Source organism: Xanthomarina maritima, assembly GCF_008084905.1.
GTDB classification, from domain to species: Bacteria; Bacteroidota; Bacteroidia; order Flavobacteriales; family Flavobacteriaceae; genus Xanthomarina; species Xanthomarina maritima.
The window spans coordinates 1-19,912 of record NZ_VSFC01000039.1; the positions used below are offsets into that span (position 1 = coordinate 1).

At 33.7% G+C, this 19,912-nt stretch carries 15 protein-coding genes; 10 read left to right on the forward strand and 5 right to left on the reverse strand.

All coding sequences use genetic code 11. The features are described 5' to 3' along the window. The 5 genes from FVF61_RS07450 to FVF61_RS07470 all read right to left on the reverse strand — a co-directional run. On the reverse strand, window positions 1-3,115 hold a 3,115-nt coding region (locus FVF61_RS07450), incomplete at its 3' end, for an HYR domain-containing protein (RefSeq protein ID WP_148454921.1). A gap of 532 nt (window positions 3,116-3,647) precedes the next feature. After that, a complete protein-coding gene (locus FVF61_RS07455) occupies window positions 3,648-3,938 on the reverse strand; it encodes a hypothetical protein (RefSeq protein WP_148454922.1) in 291 nt (96 codons plus the stop codon). Between the two features lie 343 nt (window positions 3,939-4,281). Then, window positions 4,282-9,933 (reverse strand): immunoglobulin-like domain-containing protein, encoded by a 5,652-nt coding sequence (locus FVF61_RS07460; RefSeq protein WP_148454924.1) that lies wholly within the window; start codon window positions 9,931-9,933, stop codon window positions 4,282-4,284. A gap of 250 nt (window positions 9,934-10,183) precedes the next feature. Then, window positions 10,184-10,798, reverse strand: a complete 615-nt coding sequence (locus FVF61_RS07465) for a DEAD/DEAH box helicase (RefSeq protein ID WP_148454926.1) — start codon at window positions 10,796-10,798, stop codon at window positions 10,184-10,186. Between the two features lie 33 nt (window positions 10,799-10,831). Next, window positions 10,832-12,598: an ABC transporter ATP-binding protein gene (locus FVF61_RS07470; protein ID WP_148454928.1), complete on the reverse strand. Its 1,767-nt coding sequence runs from the start codon at window positions 12,596-12,598 to the stop codon at window positions 10,832-10,834. A 214-nt stretch (window positions 12,599-12,812) separates the two neighbouring features. Here FVF61_RS07470 and FVF61_RS07475 point away from each other — a divergent pair, with 214 nt between their 5' ends. The 10 genes from FVF61_RS07475 to FVF61_RS07520 all read left to right on the forward strand — a co-directional run bounded on the left by FVF61_RS07475 (window position 12,813) and on the right by FVF61_RS07520 (window position 19,775). After that, on the forward strand, window positions 12,813-13,343 hold the full coding sequence (locus tag FVF61_RS07475; RefSeq protein WP_148454930.1) for an acyl-CoA thioesterase: 531 nt from the start codon (window positions 12,813-12,815) through the stop codon (window positions 13,341-13,343). Window positions 13,344-13,345: 2 nt separating this feature from the next. Then, window positions 13,346-14,320 carry an alpha/beta hydrolase family protein gene (locus FVF61_RS07480; RefSeq protein WP_148454932.1) on the forward strand — a complete coding sequence of 325 codons (975 nt, stop codon included), beginning with the start codon at window positions 13,346-13,348 and terminating at the stop codon, window positions 14,318-14,320. A gap of 38 nt (window positions 14,321-14,358) precedes the next feature. Continuing rightward, window positions 14,359-15,606, forward strand: a complete 1,248-nt coding sequence (locus tag FVF61_RS07485) for an amidohydrolase family protein (protein WP_148454934.1) — start codon at window positions 14,359-14,361, stop codon at window positions 15,604-15,606. Between the two features lie 31 nt (window positions 15,607-15,637). Continuing rightward, on the forward strand, window positions 15,638-16,105 hold the full coding sequence (locus FVF61_RS07490; protein WP_148454936.1) for a nuclear transport factor 2 family protein: 468 nt from the start codon (window positions 15,638-15,640) through the stop codon (window positions 16,103-16,105). A 7-nt stretch (window positions 16,106-16,112) separates the two neighbouring features. Continuing rightward, on the forward strand, window positions 16,113-16,820 hold the full coding sequence (locus tag FVF61_RS07495; RefSeq protein WP_148454938.1) for a ZIP family metal transporter: 708 nt from the start codon (window positions 16,113-16,115) through the stop codon (window positions 16,818-16,820). A gap of 4 nt (window positions 16,821-16,824) precedes the next feature. Further along, window positions 16,825-17,586, forward strand: a complete 762-nt coding sequence (locus FVF61_RS07500) for a DUF6090 family protein (protein WP_148454940.1) — start codon at window positions 16,825-16,827, stop codon at window positions 17,584-17,586. A gap of 68 nt (window positions 17,587-17,654) precedes the next feature. Continuing rightward, window positions 17,655-18,080, forward strand: coding sequence for a prolyl oligopeptidase family protein (locus tag FVF61_RS07505; RefSeq protein WP_148454942.1), 426 nt, complete (start codon window positions 17,655-17,657; stop codon window positions 18,078-18,080). 9 nt (window positions 18,081-18,089) lie between these two features. Beyond that, window positions 18,090-18,281 carry a hypothetical protein gene (locus FVF61_RS07510; protein ID WP_148454944.1) on the forward strand — a complete coding sequence of 64 codons (192 nt, stop codon included), beginning with the start codon at window positions 18,090-18,092 and terminating at the stop codon, window positions 18,279-18,281. Window positions 18,282-18,670: 389 nt separating this feature from the next. After that, window positions 18,671-19,033 carry a DUF2200 domain-containing protein gene (locus FVF61_RS07515; protein WP_148454946.1) on the forward strand — a complete coding sequence of 121 codons (363 nt, stop codon included), beginning with the start codon at window positions 18,671-18,673 and terminating at the stop codon, window positions 19,031-19,033. Between the two features lie 10 nt (window positions 19,034-19,043). Then, window positions 19,044-19,775: a hypothetical protein gene (locus FVF61_RS07520; RefSeq protein ID WP_148454948.1), complete on the forward strand. Its 732-nt coding sequence runs from the start codon at window positions 19,044-19,046 to the stop codon at window positions 19,773-19,775. The last annotated feature ends 137 nt before the right edge of the window (window positions 19,776-19,912 follow it).

Genomic DNA, 19,912 nt, shown 5'->3' on the forward strand with positions numbered 1-19,912 from the left:
CTGTAGCTGTTACCGTTACGGTTGTCGTTCCTAATGCAAAGGTCGAACCTGATGCTGGAGATGCGACTATCGAACCTCCTGCACAATTATCTGTAAAACTTGTTGAGAATGTCACTACAGCATCACATGCGCCTGGATCATTACTTACTGTAATATCTCCTGGGCATGTAACCACTGGGGTTTCTGTGTCATTAACTGTCACTTCAAAACTACAAGTCGAAGTACCTACTGCATTGGTTGCAGTTACTACAATTGTTGTTGTTCCAACAGAAAATTCAGTTCCAGGATCTTGCGAATAAGTTATTGTCGATTCTGGAATCCCCACAGTATCTGTAGCGATAAAATCAACAATAGCACTACAAAGTCCTGCATCTGAATTTTGAGTTAGATTTGCTGGGCATACAATGTTTGGTGCAACACCAACGACACTAACAGTAAACGAGCATTGAGCCATATTCCCAGAAGTATCAGTGGTTTCATAAGTCACTAGAGTATCACCTATTGGGAATATATCGCCACTCCCTAGACTTGAAGTCAAAATTGTTGATTCAATACTACAATTATCAGTTCCTATAGGTTCTGTAAAATTCACTAAAGCTCCATTAGCGCTTGTAGCTATTGCCGTAATATCATCAGGACAAACAATTTCTGGTGCTATTTGATCTTCTACAACAACGGTTGCAGTTGCAGTTGATAAATTGCCATTGGCATCTGTAACAGTTAAAGTTACTGTGTTGTCTGTTGAAAGAACTCCAGAAGATGCCCAAGAGGTTTGATTTAAAAAAGTTCCATGGTTGCCATTGGATGTTTTATCTGTTGTTATATTACCTATACCTTCGTCTAAACTCCAATACCCTATTAATCCAGCTTCATTTCCTATTAACTGTGTGTTATATTGTTGACTTACTTGAATATCTGATAAGGCTATATTCCAAACTCTAACCTCATCAATTTGCCCATTAAAATATTGATTTTGGGATGGTGTTCGACCTCCTATTCTAAAATTATCGTCGGGATTATTATCATATATAGTTCCAGTTGCTGGAAGAGAGTGTACTAGGCTTCCATTGATAAACGTTTTAGCAACGATACCATTATATGTAAACGCCACATGTGTCCATTGGTTTAAAGGTGCTATTCCTCCTGAATTTATAAAAACCCAGTTAGGATTTGTATTAGTTATTGCCCATTGAATAGAACCATCTGGATATCTTGCTATTTCATATTCTCCTTCTTTATTAACAATTATCCCACCATATGGAATACTACCTGTTCCAGTAGGATAAATCCAAGCTTCAATACTTAAGGCATTACTAACTTCTAAGGCTGTAGAATTTCCCATATTAATAACGTCAGGGCCATTTGTGAATAATGCAGAAAAACCGGGTGTTGAAATATCATCACAATCAAAACTAGATTGATTGACACTTAAAGTTACTGCTCCACAAGCATCGCTAGATCCATTGTCCACCTGTGCTGCTGTTAAAGTTCCATTACCATTAGCATCCAATAGAACTGTTACATTTTGAGCTATAGCTATTGATGCAGTCTGATCATCAAAATGAACATTGAATGTACAATCTACTGAATTACCATTATCATCATCGGCTGTTAGGGTTACTTGTATATTTTGATCTCCATTGTATGGAGTTCCTGCTACTGGCGATTGGCTTACGGTAGCTCCACAATTGTCTGTAGCGACGCCTACGGTATAATCTGGCATCACAGCATCACAGTTTCCATCAAGTATTACTACTTGGTCTCCTGGACATGTAACCACTGGGGTTTCTGTGTCATTAACTGTCACTTCAAACGTGCAAACATCTTCGTTACCTGCTGCAGCTGTAGCTGTTACCGTTACGATTGTAGTTCCTAATGCAAAGACCGAACCTGATGCTGGAGATGCGACTACCGAACCTACTGCACAATTATCTGTAAAACTTGTTGAGAATGTCACTACAGCATCACATGCGCCTGGATCATTACTTACTGTAATATCTCCTGGGCATGTAACCACTGGGGTTTCTGTGTCATTAACTGTCACTTCAAAAGACTTAATATCACTCCCACAACTATTTGTTGCTGTAACTACAACTGTAGTAGTTCCCACTGAAAATAACGTCCCAGAAGCCTGAGAATAAGTTATAGTTGGCATAGGCTCACCTGATACAACTGCTGCTGCATAAGTAACAATTGCATCACATTGACCATTATTATTTGTTACTGAAATATCTGAGTAAGTAGTTGTAATTGATGGTGCAGAATTAACATGAATGGTTCGAGTTTCAATATTTGTAAACCCTCCTGATGTTACTATAAATTCCACTAAATATTGCCCAATGGCTGATGGTGTATAAGTAGTAGAAGCAACACTTGTATTGTTTGCTAATATCCCAGAATTAATAATAGTTCCATTAACTTTCCATTGATAGGATACGTTAGTTTCTGAACCTATAAATTTACCTGAAAAATTAATCGCATTTAAATTACACAATTCAACTGGGTTGGTTGAAGGGACTGTTATTTCTGCATTAATTGTTCCTCCTCCTGTAACGACTTCACCAAATGATATTATCCCAGCATTTCCAGTACATGCTGAATATAAATTACCGTTTTGAGTTCCACCAATAAATATTTTAAGATTAGATCCACAATCTGATTGTGTTGCTGTTATAATACCTCCAGATAATATTGTAATTACAGCATTTGGGTTTGGTAAAATTAAATTTATTTTCTTACCATCGAAAAATATGGAACCCCCGTTTCCAATTGTAATTGAATTAGTTTCTATAGTAATTTCATTTTGATTGTTATTAGTACCATCACCTATTCGTAATGTACCATTAATATAAAGGTCTCCCATTTGCTGAGGAGTTGTAAATGCAGGATTCCCTATAATAGTTATAGTATGCGTAGCTTGAATAGTAACTTCATAAGTACCAGCGTTTTGCCCTGGGTAAAACGATGCAGAAATCCAACCCGACCCATCGTACACTTGCCATGATGAAAGTGATGCCCAAGATCCATTTCCTGCAGATCTAAAATCTCCAGTCGTTTGCGAGAAAGCTGTGCTTATTGTAAAAATTAGCGCAAGAAGAAGTAATACTCTTTTCATAATGTTTTAGTTTAATTAGTAGCATTTACAAACCAAAACATAATCATATACGCAAAGGGCATAAACAGTTATTATTTATCCCAAGAAATGCGAAATTTAAAGTAGACTTTGGTTGGTTTCAACCTATCCTTTTTACGAAGATATGTTGATTAATAGCATAGTGAAAATCCTCTAAAAAAACTGGATAAACAAATTTTAACTTGTTATTTCGACCAGATATAAATAAATTAGGATAAAAGGATGGTTTTATTTAAAATTTAGAGTATTTAAATGACTAAAATCGTTAAATATATTTGGATGAATGATTTAAATAGAGAGACTTTAAAAATCAGAAGAAATACCTAACACTTTTTTCATAATCGACAAAACGTAATTCGTTATTTTGTATGGAGCTATTAATCAATTAAAGGCTTTTGGAACCTGCCCATCCCTCAGGCGAGTTTGGATTTTATCTATTCACTTTTGGAATTTAGAGTTTAGAATTTGGAATTTAGTTTTGTAATCATCAATCGTTATGCCTTCTGCCTCATCCCTATTCCCTAATTCCTAAAATTTCAACACCAAAAGCACCATCTCCAGACAACAAATAACGCTCTCCATGTACCTCATGATAAAAAGCAATCCGAGCCATAGCAAAACAAACACCACTCCCAGTGGGTAATTCAGAGATTATTAATTGAATAGCATCACCTACAAAATTTCGATCAATTACGGCTGGTTCAGCCGAAACTCGCTGGTATGTTAAACCCTCAAAATCAAAACTAATAACATCTAGACGCAGTTCAAAAAAATTAGCATTAACAGGAAAACCAATCTGAGTCACATTAAAATTTAAAACTCTAAATGTCAGCGTGTTCCAATCAAATCCATAAGTAAAAGGCAGTATCTTTGGACGTTTAGGTGTAAAAGCAATAGTTTAATATAATATATACTAAGTATATACCGACTATATGCCGACTTTATACCGACTATATATCGATATAAATTAATGATAACTCTACAACCAATACGATTAAAATCTAATAGAAATGAATATAAGTTAAAACATAAGAAACAGTAAATCCATAAGTTTGGATTGCAGACAGAATGTCTACTGAATGAAATGAATAATTAACACCTAAATCTAATTTTACTAATTCTTTAAATCTTATACTAAAGGCTATAGGCTAATAGCTAATTAACACTTTTTTATTAATGATACCTGAATCCGTTGTAACTTTAACAACATAAGGCCCTTCAGAAATTCGTTTTACAGGAATACGTATAATTTCAGATGAGTTTTTTATGTCCCATGAGAATACGTCTTGTCCAAGTAAATTAATTAATTGCACTTTCTTAACTTGAACTGAAGTAGGTGTTTTTATATAAATCTCATTAGGATTTTGAAGATAGTTAACCGAAATATTGTCGAATGTGTTTTCACCAATCGTTAATGAATTAGATTGAAACGTGATATAAAAACGATCTGTATAAGTCTCAGCTTCTAATGCATAAACAAAACTGGAATCGTTAATTAGCGTATACGTTTGATATAATGAATCATAAACAAAGACATCAATGTCTTCTTCAAAATTTTCAAGTGCTTTAAGTGAAATCTCTATTGTACCTGAAGTCTCAAGAAAGATTCCTAATGGATAGTATTTAGTTTCATCAAAATCTCCAACACCTTGTATAACATATGTTTCATCTGCAATCATCCAAGACATATCATTAGGAAGCACTTCTGTATTGATAGCATCATAGCCATAATCAAAACCATCAGTAGCAAGTTGATTTGGGACAAAAGCTAATAGTAAAGGTCTCTTAGCCCCTTCAGGTGTTTTAAAATCTAATCGAATACGTTTAATAATATCTTCTTCTGGATTCAAATTATGTAATGGCATTCCTGATCTAATAAATACAGAACCATTGTTAGCGGCTCCAGTTACTGCTTCTTTAACAAAAACTCTTTGGTCGTTTTCAAAAATCACCAAACCACCAGTGGCATTTCCTTTCACATTAAACCCTTGTCCTACTGGAATATAACGTTCTGGAATTTTAGATGGTGTACCAAGACCACTAATTTCAGGTGGTGATACTGCTGGATTGCCACCTGATAAATTATAAGCTGCATATCCTCCTTGATAGTCAACCGTAACATGTGTATTATTAGTTATATAATGTTCCCAGAAATAAAGAGTCCCTTCAATACTACTAGTATTATCGTTTATAAATTCATCAGCATCAATAGCTGATGGATAAGGGTTACCAACTAAGGCTTCATAAGTTGCAGTTATAGGTGTACTAATACTACCATTATTTGGTTTCCCTACAAAGGTATAATTCTGGTCTGTACCTGCACTTCCACTTCCTTTCATTAAATATCCCAAACCAACTTGCACTACATCATCTTCATTAATAGCATGCCAATCCGCATAATTATTAAATGGATAGTTTTCAAATAAATACAACCATCTACTACTTAAAGTTATAGGGTTTGTGCTGGGATTAGCATTATGTGCTGTGGTCCATAATACAGGCTGTGTACCATCGTATAATACATCTCCAATGGTATACGTGCTTCCATCTAAACTTACTGGAGAACCCCAATAATTATAATTATAATAATTAGAAGTACCTTGTTGGTCACGTTTTAGTAAACCAGTTCCAGAATAATCAACCATACTTCCGGTGTCTTGTATTAATTGAGATTCACCTACCAATCTTAAAATAGAATTTGTGCCATCAATAATTAAATAATCTGAAACAGTTAAACTCTGTCCATCTAAGGGATCTGTATTTTCAATAGAAAGTGTATTCGCATTCACTTCTAATCCAAGCAAAGTAATATTTCTGTCTCCAGATGATACATTATGAGAGGTTCTAACAATATTCCAATCTATAGAAGTTGTTCCATCTAATCCCATACTATTAGGAATTAATTGTGAATTCCCATACAACCACGTGTTTGAATTAGTCCAAGAACCATCAGCAGTTGTTTGATATGGAATAGGAGCTGTTTCAGGTTGAAGCGTTGTCATATATCGCAACACACCATTAATGGCAGAATCACTAATAGAAAGTAAATTTCCTCCTGCTAAATCTGTTGTTTGATTCATTTGATAATACCCATTCAAATCTGTCCAAGACAAACCAGGGATTGGTAAAGGAATAATGTCTCCATGAACCAAACCATCATCAACTCCTAATGGGTTCAATCTATTGACTTCCTGATTCATCATTTTTCGAATTTGACTATCAGAAAGAGCGACATTCCAAATGCGTAATTCATCCATAACCCCATCAAAATAATGCAATGGTTTAAATGGTGGCACTAAAGTCTGATCCATAGCTCCTAGAATACAATCAACAGTATTTGAAATAGGTAATGAACCAGCAATGCTTGCCATTACTATACCATCAATATATAAAGTATAATTTCCACTTCCAAAAGTTACAGCCACATGATGCCATATATTAGGTAATATTTCTATAGGAGAAGCTGTTATCGATTCGCCATCATTCCAATGAAAAGAAACCACATTATTTTCCAATCTTAAATCATAACCATCAATAAGATTATTCGATTCTCTTTTAGAGATAATGGTTTGGATGTTGTTATTAGTACTTTCAGATTTTATCCAAACTTCTATACTAAAATCACTATTTAAATTATAGTTATCTCTAAATGTAATATTATCATCAAACCCATCAAAATCTAAAGCATTACACCCAACAAAAGTAACTGTCATACTATCAGAAGTATCTATACAAGGTGAAGGATTATCAATTGTCCAAGTCAATGTATAGGTCTCTCCAATATCTCCTGTAAAGGTTGATGTTGAACTTGATGCATCTGAAAATGAAAATCCTGTAACTTGACCAGATGTTACTGTCCAAAGTCCTACACTCCCACTGCCTGTTATTGTATTTCCAGCTAAAGTAATAGTTGTATTTGTGCAAATAACATTTGTTATATCTGCTCCAGCATTGGCTGGTGCATTGAAATCATTTACAGTAATTGTAATAATATTACTTACTTGAGGTAGTGCACAAATCGATACATCTGAAGTCATCAAAACAGTCACTTCATCTCCATCAACCAAAGTTGAAGTAATAAAAATAGCTCCAGTCTCTCCTACCATATCTATACCATTTACCTGCCATTGATAACTAGGACTTGTTCCTCCATTAACTGGAGTAGCTGTAAAGGTAACTTCCTGACTATCACAAATAATCGTTTCTGAAGCTGTAATACTCACAGAGGCACTAGAACTTATATCAGTAATAGTAACTAAAGCATCACATGTGCTTGTGTTTCCAAAATCATCTGTTACTGTAAGTGTTACAGTATTCACACCTAAATTTGTACAATCAAAAGAGCTTTGAGACAATGATAAGTTGACATTACAATTATCTGTAGAACCATTATCTATATCTGAAGGTACAATGGAAACAGTTCCTGTTACTGGATCTAATTCTAAACTAATATCCTGACAAATAGCAACTGGGTTTTCTGTATCAGTAACTGTCACATCAAAAGAGCAAGTAGCTGTATTTCCTTCTGTGTCTGTAACTTGAAACGTGTTAATGGTTGTTCCTAATGGAAAAACACTTCCTGGAGCTAAACCAGCCGTTTGAATGGTTGTAGAACCAGAGCAATTATCGTTTCCAATAGGAATGGTATAAGTAACAATTGCCGAACATAAACCAACATCATTTCCTACAGTCATATCTGAAGGGCAAATGATTGATGGTGCCTGAGTATCATTAACTATCACATTAAAAGAGCATATTTCTATATTACCATAAGCATCTTCAACCTGAAAAGTATTTATAGTTGTTCCAATAGGAAAAACACCTCCTGAAGTAATTCCTGCAATCTGAGTAGTTGTGACTGCTGAGCAAGTATCTGTTCCAATTGGTGTGGTATAGTTTACAACTGCTGAGCACAAATTTGTATCGTTCCCAACAGTAATATCCATTGGACAAGAAATAATTGGTAACGTAGTATCTACTACCTCAACATCTCTTACCATTTCTACAGCAGGATTGCCATAGACATCAACAACATTATAAAATACCTGATAGGTTCCAACCACATTCACATTTACTGCCGAAGCATCAATAACAATATCTCCTGTATAATCTATACCTGAACAAAGATCTATAGCTGTGGCTCCTAATTCTACATAGGCAGTACAAGCTTCTATAATTTGTGGGTTTGGGTTATTTAATGTAATTTCAGGTCCAGTCGTATCAACCACCTCAACATTTCTAATCACTTCAATAGCCATATTTCCAATACTATCTTCAACGTTATAGGTTACTTGATAGGTTCCAACCACATTGGTATTTAATGCAGAAGTATCTATAACAATATCACCTAAATAATCTGTACCATTACAAGGGTCAATAGCAGTAGCTCCTAATTCAGAATAAACATCACATGCTTCTATAATTTGAGGATTATCACCAATCAAAACTATTTCAGGTTCAGAAACATCAGAAACTATAACGGTTCTTGTAATTGGTAAAGCAGCATTACCACTGGCATCAGTAGCATTATAGGTTACGGTATAACTTCCTAAAACACTTGTATCTACATTAGAAGTTATTGTTATTGTTGTTGTACTTTCTCCTGAAATATCACCAAAACATGGGTCATTGACAATAACACCCAGTTCGGTATAGGTTGAACAATCACCAATAGGTAATGGATTTGGACCAACTAAAGTCAAAGTAGGTGCTGTTGTATCTACAATATGAACGGCTCGAATAACTTGAATCACATTACCACTGGCATTCGGTAAAGTATATGTAATATTAAATGTTCCTACTTCATCTGTATCAATCTGTGAAGGAGAAATAACAATTGTATTTGAAATATCTCCAGCACAACTATCTATTGCAGTAGCTCCATATTCAATATATGGGTCACAAGCTTCTATAGTTAATGGGTTGTCGCCCAATAAAGTCATAATGGGATCTTGCGAATTCTCTACAGTAACATTAAAGGAACAAGTAGTCGTTCTATTTGCAGAATCAGTTGCTGTAAAAGTAACGGTTGTGGTTCCTAAAGGATACGTGTCACTTGCATCTGCTCCTCCACCATTATAATCGTTAGTAACAGAAATAATAGAGCAATTATCTTGAGCAATAGCTAGTGGTATATTTACGCTTGCTACACATTGCCCAGGATTGGTATTGACAACAATATTTGAGGGACAAACTATGGTAGGATTCTCTGTATCTGTTACAGTTACATCTTGTGTACAACTTACAGAATTTCCTGCTAAATCTGTAGCAGTCCAAGTGACCGTAGTAGTACCAATTGGAAAAACACCTCCAGTAGGAATTCCCGTAGGTTCTACAAACAGCCCTGAACAACCATCCACAACTGCTGCACTAGGAAAAACTCCAAAAGCATACATGTTTATATATGCAGAACATTGAAGAGGATCATTATTTCTATAGATATCACCAGTACACTCAATCCATGGATCCGTATAGTCATATACAATAACATTAAAACTACAGGTTGTTGAATTCCCTGAAGCAACTTCAATATAATAAGTCACTGTTGTTGTTCCAGCTAGATAATTTTCTATACTAGCATCATTAATACCACTACTCGGACTGGATCCTGAAGTTGCTCCAGTTAGAGTATAGGTTTGTAAGGTAATAGCTCCACAGTCAACTGTTGTAGTTGGTAATAATGAGGGAAGGTCGTTAATACATGTGATGATAACATCATCTGGACAGGTTATTACACACTGTCCATAAGAATATACAGCAGAAAACAAGATGTTTAAAAATAAAAAGTATCTTTTTATCATCAAATGAAAGCATTATTCTTTTTTAATTAACAAACAAGATTATTAGATTGAAAATAAAGGAATTCAATCTAAATATTAACTGAAAATCAAATAGTAAAAAATAAAGATAATCCAATTCATTTCAGAGTCAAAATAAATCGGTTAATGGTAATTTTCTTAAGAAGAACAACAATTCTAGAGCTATTATATAGGAAAATTCATAAAACTAGATTCTTAATTAGCTTAATAATTAAGTAACTACAATCTAGAATTATTTCATAAGTACAAATTGCGAATGAAACATAAACTTCTCCTGCCATCTATCGAAGCGTTCGTCATATTTAGTAGAAAACACAAGATATTGACACTTTTCTAAACTTTCAGGTAGTCGAGATACATCGGCTAAATGCGAGCCACGAAATAAGAATTCGGCGTCATCAACCACGAACATTTGAAGCATTCGAACGTTCACATTATTCATAAAAAATAACTTGTTAAAGCGTTGTGGTGTTGTTATTAAAATATCTATGCCATCATAGATATCATCTCGTTGTGCATCAATGTTGTGTTCTTCGTACACACAATACACACGCAAATCTGTTTTGGATGTAAAGGTTCTGAATTCTCTATATATCTCAAGAACTGCGTTCTTATCTTTTGCAAAAACAATGGCTCTTGGCGCATCTTCAAATGCTTTACCTTGAAGTTTCTGAACCACTCCCATAACCATGGCAGTTGTTTTTCCAGAACCTGCTGGCGCAATCCCAAACACATTAGCGCCTCCTTTAATTTTAGATAATACTTTCTTTTGAAAAGGTAATGGTGTTTCAAAGCCTTGTGTTACTAAAGCTTCTTTTATAGGTTCTATAAGTTTTTTAAAAGACATAAATTGTAAAATTGATTTTCAAAGGTAAGCATATTAAATCTTAGCTTGATAGGTATACAGGTCGTAATAACGCCCTTCTTTAGCTATTAACTCGTCGTGTGTACCACGTTCTGCTATATATCCATTTTCAATAACTAAAATCTGATCTGCTTTTTTAATGGTACTTAATCTGTGTGCAATAACTATGGTTGTTCTATTTTTGGTTAATTCAGACAAACTCTTTTGAATCAAGCCTTCACTTTCTGTATCTAAATTTGAAGTCGCTTCATCCAATATAATAATTTTAGGATCTGCTAAAATAGCTCTTGCAATGGCTAAACGTTGTCTTTGTCCTCCAGATAATTTCACACCACGTTCCCCAATTAAAGTATCTAAACCATTATCAAATCTATCAGTAAATTCATTAACGTAAGCTGCTTTTACAGCATGTTGTAGTTCGTCTTCTGTGGCATTTGGTCTTGGAAACAGAATGTTTTCTCTAATGGTGCCTTCAAATAAAAATTCATCTTGAAGAACCACACCTAAATGCTGACGATAACTACTTAAATTCACTTTAGATAAATCTTGATTATCCATGGTAATCGTACCTGATTTCGGATTTAAAAAAGTAGCCGACAATCCTGCAATGGTCGATTTTCCCGAACCTGAACTTCCTACCAATGCAGTTACCGAACCTGAAGGCGCTTCAAAATTGATGTTATGAAGCACTTCTTTTCCTTCTTCATATTGAAAAGACACATCTTTAAAAGCTAAGTTCCCTTGAATGCTTTCTAATTGAATGGTTCTTTCTTTATTGTCTTCCTCTGCAGTCATGTTCATCAGCTCTTCTGTTCTATCAAGTCCTGCCAAAGCTTCTGTTAACTGACTTCCAATGTTACTCATTTGCACGATTGGCGCAATCATAAATCCAAGTAATAAGGTAAACGATAAGAAATCTCCAACGGTTAAATCGCCAGTCATGATTTTATAACCTCCAATTCCCATAATACCAGTGGATGCTATTCCTAATAAAAAAGTTGAAGAACTCGTCATGAATGCTGTTGCAGTCAAACTCTTCTTCACATTCTGAAAAAGTCTCTCTACACCCACTTCAAAGGTTTTATTTTCCTGCGCTTCAGCATTAAACGCTTTAATAACACGAACACCTGCTAAGGTTTCTGTTAAACGACCAGTAACTTGTGCATTTATAATACCTCGTGTTCTAAAAATAGGACGAATATAACCAAAGGCTTTTAAAGCGATAAAGCCAAAAATAGCAACTGGAATCAACACAAAAAGAGTCATTGACAAACTTATATTAACCAAAAGAATTAAAGAAATAACTGCTGTAATAGTACCACCAACCATTTGTACCAATCCTGTACCTATAAGGTTTCTTACACCTTCAACATCTGTCATAATCCTAGAAACAAGCTCACCAGACTTCGTATTATCGAAAAAACTAATGGGTAAAGACAAGACCTTTTGCTGTACTTGAGCTCTTAATTCGCTTATTAAATATTGCGCTTGAACGCTTAATATCTTAGTAAGTAAAAAGGATGTTATGGCTTGAACCAAAATAGCTATTCCAACTATTAATAAGAGGTTATAAAGCTGATCGTAATCTTTATTCGGAATAACATCATCCAGCAAAGCTTTACTTTTCCAGGGCAAAACCAAGCTTGACAACCTACTTAGTACTATTAAAATTAAACCAATAAACACCAAATTTCGTCTTGGCCATATAATGGTTTTAAAGGCCTGAGTCATGGTGACTTTAGACTTCTTTTTTTCTTTTGATTGATCTTTAGAACTTGGCATATATATTCTATAATTAGTTGGTAAGATTATTTCTTAAAGTTGATTAAGAGTCAATTAATATGCCATGTTTTTTAGCATGACATATTAGCAATTACATTGACGATGCCTTGTTCATAATTTCTAGTTTTTGTAAGTAAATATTTATTATATTAGCTTCTGCTCATTAAAGCTCTCCCTACACAACTATGTTAGCCTAAAAAAAAACTATGTCATTATGATATATTACTGGCTTCATATGCTTTACATTTTTATCTGTTCGAAAGTTTTATGGCCTAAAGTCGATATAGAATCCGATTTAAAAAGAACACGAAGAGTAAATCCTTTAGATTGTGAATCGTTTAAATACATGGCTAATTCGAAATACTTTTATTACATGGATTTGATTCGATATGAAGTAGTCTTTCGTTCAAAATTATATGATAACACAGTTAAAAAAGGCATGTTTGGCGTGTTAGCTTCGCAAAAAATCATCTATAAAAAGCCTTTAAAAATGTGGTCTAAGTTTTCCATTACACTAGTTTTAGATAGTTGGGATGATAAATGGGTGTACCATAAACAGATTTTTAAACAGAATGATGAAGTGTGTGCAATCGGTTTTACAAAAGCAGGTTTCTGGAAAGATAAAAAAGCTCAAGATATGAATGGTATTCTTGCTAATTGTGGAGTTAAAATTGCATCTAGAAATCCATCAAAATATATGTTATCTCTCTTTGAAAATGATTATGATATTTTAAAAAACAATTAAAAATGAAACCTATTAAACTTTTCCTTTTTATACTAGTATGTGTTCATTTACAAGCACAAGAAACACATTTGATTTTAGAAAAAAACCTCATCACAGATTGGTCTGAATACCCAATTTATCCTCAACTAACTGAAGAAACAGATGGTAAAACCCAATGGAAAAACGAATATAAATATCTAGACAGTATAGATGTTTATGGAATTACTTATTTAAGCGATGGTCTAAAAGTAAACGGCTTTCTTGTCATGCCAAAAAAGACAGGAAACTACCCTTGTGTTATTTACAACAGAGGTGGCAATCGAGATTTTGGTTCCCTTAAAATTGCTCATGCTGCCATTAGGCTAGGCGAAATTGCCAAAGAAGGCTATGTCGTTATTGCCAGCCAATACAGAGGAAATCAAGGTGGAGAGGGACAAGAAGAGTTTGGTGGTAAAGATGTCAACGACATTACTATTTTACCAGAAGTTTTAAAAGAAGTTGAAAGAGCTGATACCGATAAAATTGGTATGTATGGCTGGAGCAGAGGTGGCATGATGACTTATATTGCTTTAACCAAAATGACAAACATAAAAGCTGCTGTGGTAGGAGGAGCAGTTTCGGATAATTATAGCACTATTATGGACAGACCAGATATGGAAACAGAAGTCTTGGCAGAATTAATCCCGAATTACCAAGAAAATAAAGACGAAGAATTAAACAAACGCTCAGCTATTAAATGGGCAGATAAATTTTCAAAAAATGTTCCCATATTAATGCTTCATGGAAATGCCGATTGGCGTGTTAAACCACAACAAAGCCTCCTACTCGCTTTAGAATTTGAAAAATACAGAATCCCTTATAGGTTGATTATATTTGAAGGTGGAGATCATGGCATAAACGAACACAAACAAGAAGTAAAAGAACAAGTTATCAATTGGTTTAACAGGTTTTTAAAACAAGATGAGCCAATACCAGATATGACCTTCCATGGAAAATAAACTACATTCATAATAAACTAATTTTAATTCAATCTAAAATGACCAAAACCATAAAATTACTTGTATTACTACTTATCACTTCAATAGCATTAAATGCCCAAAACACAGTCATTAAAGCAGGCCATGTTTTCGATGCTAAAACTGGTAAGATGCTCGATAACCAAATCATTCTTATTCAAGATGGAAAAATTAAAGAGGTTGGAACCAATCTAAAATATAGTGAGAATGATACTTTCATAGACCTTTCAGATTCGTGGATATTACCTGGACTTATGGATTGCCATGTGCATGTTACTACAAATGTAACTTATAGAATAATGGATATCTACAAAAAGTATGCGACAGAAAGTAATGGATTGAGAGCTATTAGAGGCTCTGTTGTTGCAAAGCAGTTTTTAGATAATGGATTTACTACCATAAAAGATATTGGTAATGATGGTAATTATGCTACTGCAGATGTTATAAAAGCCATCAAATATGGATGGACAGAAGGTCCAACCATTATCTATTCGGGTAAAATTATTGCTCCTTATGGTGGACAAACTTATGGGATAAACCTTGAAAATGAACACTTTTGGGACTTTGAATATATCGATGCCGATACTCCTGATGAAATCATCAAAGCCATTAGAAAAAATATCTATTATGGTGCTACAACTATAAAAATGGTTACAGGAGATAATGGTATTTATAATTCAGAAGATATTCAAGCTGCTGTAGACGAAGCTAAAAAATATAACATAAAAGTGACTGTTCATGCTATAGGTGGTTTAGGAGCAACCAATGTTATTCTTGGTAACGCAGCTGCCATTGAACATGGCTTTGAATTAAATAACGAACAACTTCAATTAATGAAAGATAAAGGCATCTACTTAGTTGGAACCGACTTTGCTTACGATAATTGGTATGCTTACGGAATGGATGAAAAAACATCTCAACTAGCAACCAATATGATTGTAGACAGACTTCAAAGAGCTTACAAAATTGGAACACCCATGGCTTTTGGAACAGATATCATAATAGATTTACCAGAATTAAACCGTGTCCAATCTGGTCTAAAAGTATTAGAAAACTGGAAAGCTGCAGGCATACCTGCTTCATATATCTTGCAGACTATGACCTTATATGCTGCCGATTTATTAGGCATAGAAAAAGAAAGAGGTGTTTTGGAGCCTTCATATTATGCAGATATTATAGCTGTGAAACAAAATCCACTTTTAGATATTGACAACATTAAGACCGTTCATTTTGTTATGAAAGAAGGCAAAGTGATAAGAAAAGATTAAGGAGGTTTCTAAAGAACATAAAACTATCAAAATGAAACATATTATAATCTTACTTTTATTGATTATCAGCATCAATAGCTATTCTCAGGATTCAGACAAATCAGTTGAAAAAGCTATAATAGATGTCGTCAATCAATTTTTCGAGTCTCTTGAAAAACAAGACACCATACTTATGAAAAAAATAGTATTTATCGATGGGCAAATATGGAGAGTTAGAAACAACCAAAACAAAATAAGTTATGATATGAGATATTTTAAAGACGATTTAAAATCCTTTAATTCTAAAGAAACTTTACTGGAAACTCCTTTGAGTTTTGAAATTAAAATTCATAATGAAATTGCTATGGCTTGGGTACCTTATGAGTTTAGGATTAATGGAGAGTTTTCGCATTGTGGTATAGATGTATTTACTTTAATTTACACAAGAGAAGGCTGGAAGATTGTAAATGCATCCTATACAATAGATAAAAAAGGTTGTGAAGAATTAAAGAAACAATAAAAGAATCATGATAACAAAACTTTTACTATTCTCTGGCTTTGCTGGAATTACTGTTTTTATTGGAGGCCTTTTAGCCAACTTTTTTAACCACCATATCAAAGAAAGTCCCGTTAAATATGAAATAACCCATACACTCATGTCTTTTGGTTCTGGCATCATGCTTTCAGCAATAGCCTTAGTATTGATTCCAAAAGGGATGGAAGAATTAGAACTACTACCCATTATTTTTTCTTTTCTTTTAGGATCCATTTTATTTATGCTATTAAGTCAGTACTTAGCAAAAAAAGGTGGTAAAACGGCTACCTTATTAGCCATGCTTATGGATTTTATACCAGAATCAATAGCTTTAGGCGCCGTTTTTGCTATAGAACCAAGCATGGCGACACTTTTGGCTATCTTTATCGGACTTCAAAATTTACCAGAAGCCTTTAACTCTTTTAGAGATTTAGTCCAGAGTGGTTTCACCATAAACAAAACCTTAATCATCTTCTTTTGTTTAAGTTTTTTCGGAATTGCAGGAGCCCTTATAGGACACTTCTTTTTAAGAGAATATCCAGACTTAACAGCCCATTTAATGGTCTTCGCCAGTGGAGGCATTCTTTATTTGCTTATTCAAGACATTATTCCTGAAAGTAAATTAGATAAAAACTATTTAACATCAATAGGAGCCATTCTTGGGTTCTTAGTGGGCATTATTGGAGATAAAGTCGTATAAAACGATGATAAAATTCTTCAGACATATTCGTAAATCACTTCTTATGGAAAATAAAACAGGCAGGTACTTCAAATATGCCATTGGCGAAATCATCCTAGTAGTTATTGGAATTCTAATCGCCTTACAGATTAACAATTGGAATGAAGACAGAAAAAACAACATCGAAGAAATAACCATTTTAGAAAGTCTATTAGAAAATTTAACCCTAGCAGAAAACCAATCAGAATTGCTTATCACTGAAGAAATAGAATTACGTGAGATGCTTATCGATATTCTGGATATCAATTTAAACCCTACAGATAATACAAATAAAATTATTTCAGATGCTGTGTTTAAAAGTGCAGTCTGGGATTTACAAAGCGATCAGCCAACATTTAATGCTTATAATAATTTAAAAAACACCAATAAACTTAGTTTAATTAAAAACAAAAAAATCATTGAAAAATTTACAGACTTGGAATTTAATTCAAATAAACTAAATGATATACTTGAAGACAGGTTAAGTGTTCATCAAATTAGAATTGATGATATCTTAGAAAACGACATAAATTTTATTCCTTTAATAAAAGCTAATGTTCCAAACATTAATGTCAAAAACGAAACACCAAATAATTACAATCAACTTCTAAATATTCAAAGAATAAGAAATCTATTAGGCATGAAACTAACCTTTACTCAAGATGTTATAAATCATCGAGAAAATCTGAATAAAGAAATTAAAGAGTTAAGATTGCTTATAGAAACTGAACTACAAACCAGAAAATAACTAAAAAAAATCTATATAAACTTTAGTAACTTTAAAAACATTAATATCTAATATATAAATCCAACAACATGAACCAACACATGCTATTACTTATCACTATTCTAGGCATCAGCCAAATCTCTCAAGCACAAGAAGACCCATACCTATGGTTAGAAGAAGTGGATGGAGAAGCAGCTTTAGAGTATGTAGAGGCTCAAAATGAGGCAACCTTCGAAATACTAAGTGCCCAAGAAGACTATCAAGACATCTATGATAAGTCTTTAGCAATCTACAATTCAGACGAAAGAATAGCATACCCTTCTATTAAAGGAGATTACGTGTACAATTTCTGGAAAGACAAAGACCATGTTAGAGGTATTTGGAGACGTAGCACTTTAGACAGTTATACCAGTGGCAATCCAACTTGGGAAACACTTTTAGATATAGATGCTTTATCTGAAAAGGATGATGTTAAATGGGTGTTTAAAGGTACTTGTGGTTTATATCCAACATAGAACAGATTCTTGGTAAGATTATCCAAAGGGGGTGGCGATGCCGTAATAACTAAAGAATTTGATGCCAACAAGAAAGAATTCATTAAAGATGGCTTTTTTATAGACGAAGCTAAAAGTGGTGCCAGTTATATAGACGAAAACACCTTGATTGTTGCTTCCAATTTTGGTGAAGGCAGCATGACAACCTCTGGACATGCTTGAAAAATGGTCGCCAAAATGAACGACATGGGTTACAAAACCTATTATTATGAAAATACTGAAGGGGGTCATGCAGGTTCATCAACCAACGCACAAAGCGCCAAAGAGGATGCCCTGATGTTTTCCTATTTATTGATGAAATTACAGTAAGATAACTATAAAAAAAGAATGAAAGTCTGTTACATTCGTGAAATGTATATAATCTTTAAGGCTATATTTCAAAAACCCTTATATTTGTGAATTCGTGGCAAACACATACAAAACAGACTGAATGTCTAATATATCCGTGAGATTTATAATAAATTAATTTACATCCATATTGGCAAAGCGCAAATGAATTGGTGTAAATTAATGAAATTTATGTAATTAGTGTCAAAAAAAAAAAAAAAAACATGAAAACAACAGAAAAACATAACGAACGAGTCGCAAACATGACCTTCGCGTCTGTCTATCCTCACTATATAACCAAAGTAGAAAAGAAAGGCAGAACCATAGAAGAACTTCATGAGGTAATACACTGGCTAACAGGATACAACAAACAGAAACTTCAAGAACTTATTGAAAACAAAGCCACCTTTCAAGAATTCTTTCAACAAGCAACTTTAAACCCAAAGGCCTATTTAATAAAAGGCGTTATTTGTGGCTATCGCATCGAAGAGATAGACAACCCCTTAACCCAACAAGTAAGGTATCTAGATAAGCTTATAGACGAGCTTGCCAAAGGACGCAACATGCAAAAGATATTTAGAACTTAAAACCCCAAACATGCCAAATCACTTTTTAAAACCAATACTTATAGTTTCTCTTTTATTTACAACCCTTAGCTTTTCACAAAAACAATATGAATTCGATTACCTTATTGAATATGATGTTACTGTAAACAAAGAATCTAAAGAAATACAAAACAACTCTTCTAGCAATTCAACCCAAGCTTCTAAAAAATATTATTTCACAAACTCCAAGAAAAATAATTATCAAGCTATTGTTTTCGATTTAGACAGCTTACATTATAAAATGTGCTTTAAAGATGAAGATGGCATCATGTTTAACGTTAACTTTTTAAAATCTGACCTTCATAAGGCAGAAATTATGAATATTAAATGTGAAAATGTCAGACGCTATCTCAATCCTTATAAATATCAAATTAAAAACTACGAGTATCAGATATTAAACGATACTCTCCTAGATAATAAATCATATAGTCATTACACGTTGGGTGCTATAAACCCAAAAAAAGCCATAAGTAAGAAAATAGGAACAGAAGTTTTTATCATTGATAAAGAAACAAGTTTTCATGTACCTATTCTCGAGCACTCGACAGCTTATGAAGAATGGAAAGCAAATGGAACTCTTCCTAATGGTATTTTCTATGAAAAACTATTTATTGATTATAAAGGAGACCTAGAATCTAAAGAAACCTTAGTTGGTTATTGGAAAATAGATAAGAAAATTGTCTTTTCAGAAGACTGCGACTATACAACACAGATAGAACCCTAAATACATTAAAGAGGTTTTAAGTTCAAGAGATCCAAATTGAGGAGTTGTTGTATTAAACAAAAAACATTACTTTAGTAACTTATGGTATGTTAATACACTCAGCTATTAACATGCACCTGGGGGTACATCACTATTAA

Coding starts and splice junctions, on each gene's coding strand:
- FVF61_RS07465 (WP_148454926.1), bottom strand. CDS start 10,798: ATGTCTTTTAAAAAACTTATAGAACCTATAAAAGAAGCTTTAGTAACA.
- FVF61_RS07460 (WP_148454924.1), bottom strand. CDS start 9,933: ATGATAAAAAGATACTTTTTATTTTTAAACATCTTGTTTTCTGCTGTA.
- FVF61_RS07495 (WP_148454938.1), top strand. CDS start 16,113: ATGATAACAAAACTTTTACTATTCTCTGGCTTTGCTGGAATTACTGTT.
- FVF61_RS07505 (WP_148454942.1), top strand. CDS start 17,655: ATGAACCAACACATGCTATTACTTATCACTATTCTAGGCATCAGCCAA.
- FVF61_RS07475 (WP_148454930.1), top strand. CDS start 12,813: ATGATATATTACTGGCTTCATATGCTTTACATTTTTATCTGTTCGAAA.
- FVF61_RS07480 (WP_148454932.1), top strand. CDS start 13,346: ATGAAACCTATTAAACTTTTCCTTTTTATACTAGTATGTGTTCATTTA.
- FVF61_RS07470 (WP_148454928.1), bottom strand. CDS start 12,598: ATGCCAAGTTCTAAAGATCAATCAAAAGAAAAAAAGAAGTCTAAAGTC.
- FVF61_RS07490 (WP_148454936.1), top strand. CDS start 15,638: ATGAAACATATTATAATCTTACTTTTATTGATTATCAGCATCAATAGC.
- FVF61_RS07485 (WP_148454934.1), top strand. CDS start 14,359: ATGACCAAAACCATAAAATTACTTGTATTACTACTTATCACTTCAATA.
- FVF61_RS07500 (WP_148454940.1), top strand. CDS start 16,825: ATGATAAAATTCTTCAGACATATTCGTAAATCACTTCTTATGGAAAAT.
- FVF61_RS07515 (WP_148454946.1), top strand. CDS start 18,671: ATGAAAACAACAGAAAAACATAACGAACGAGTCGCAAACATGACCTTC.
- FVF61_RS07520 (WP_148454948.1), top strand. CDS start 19,044: ATGCCAAATCACTTTTTAAAACCAATACTTATAGTTTCTCTTTTATTT.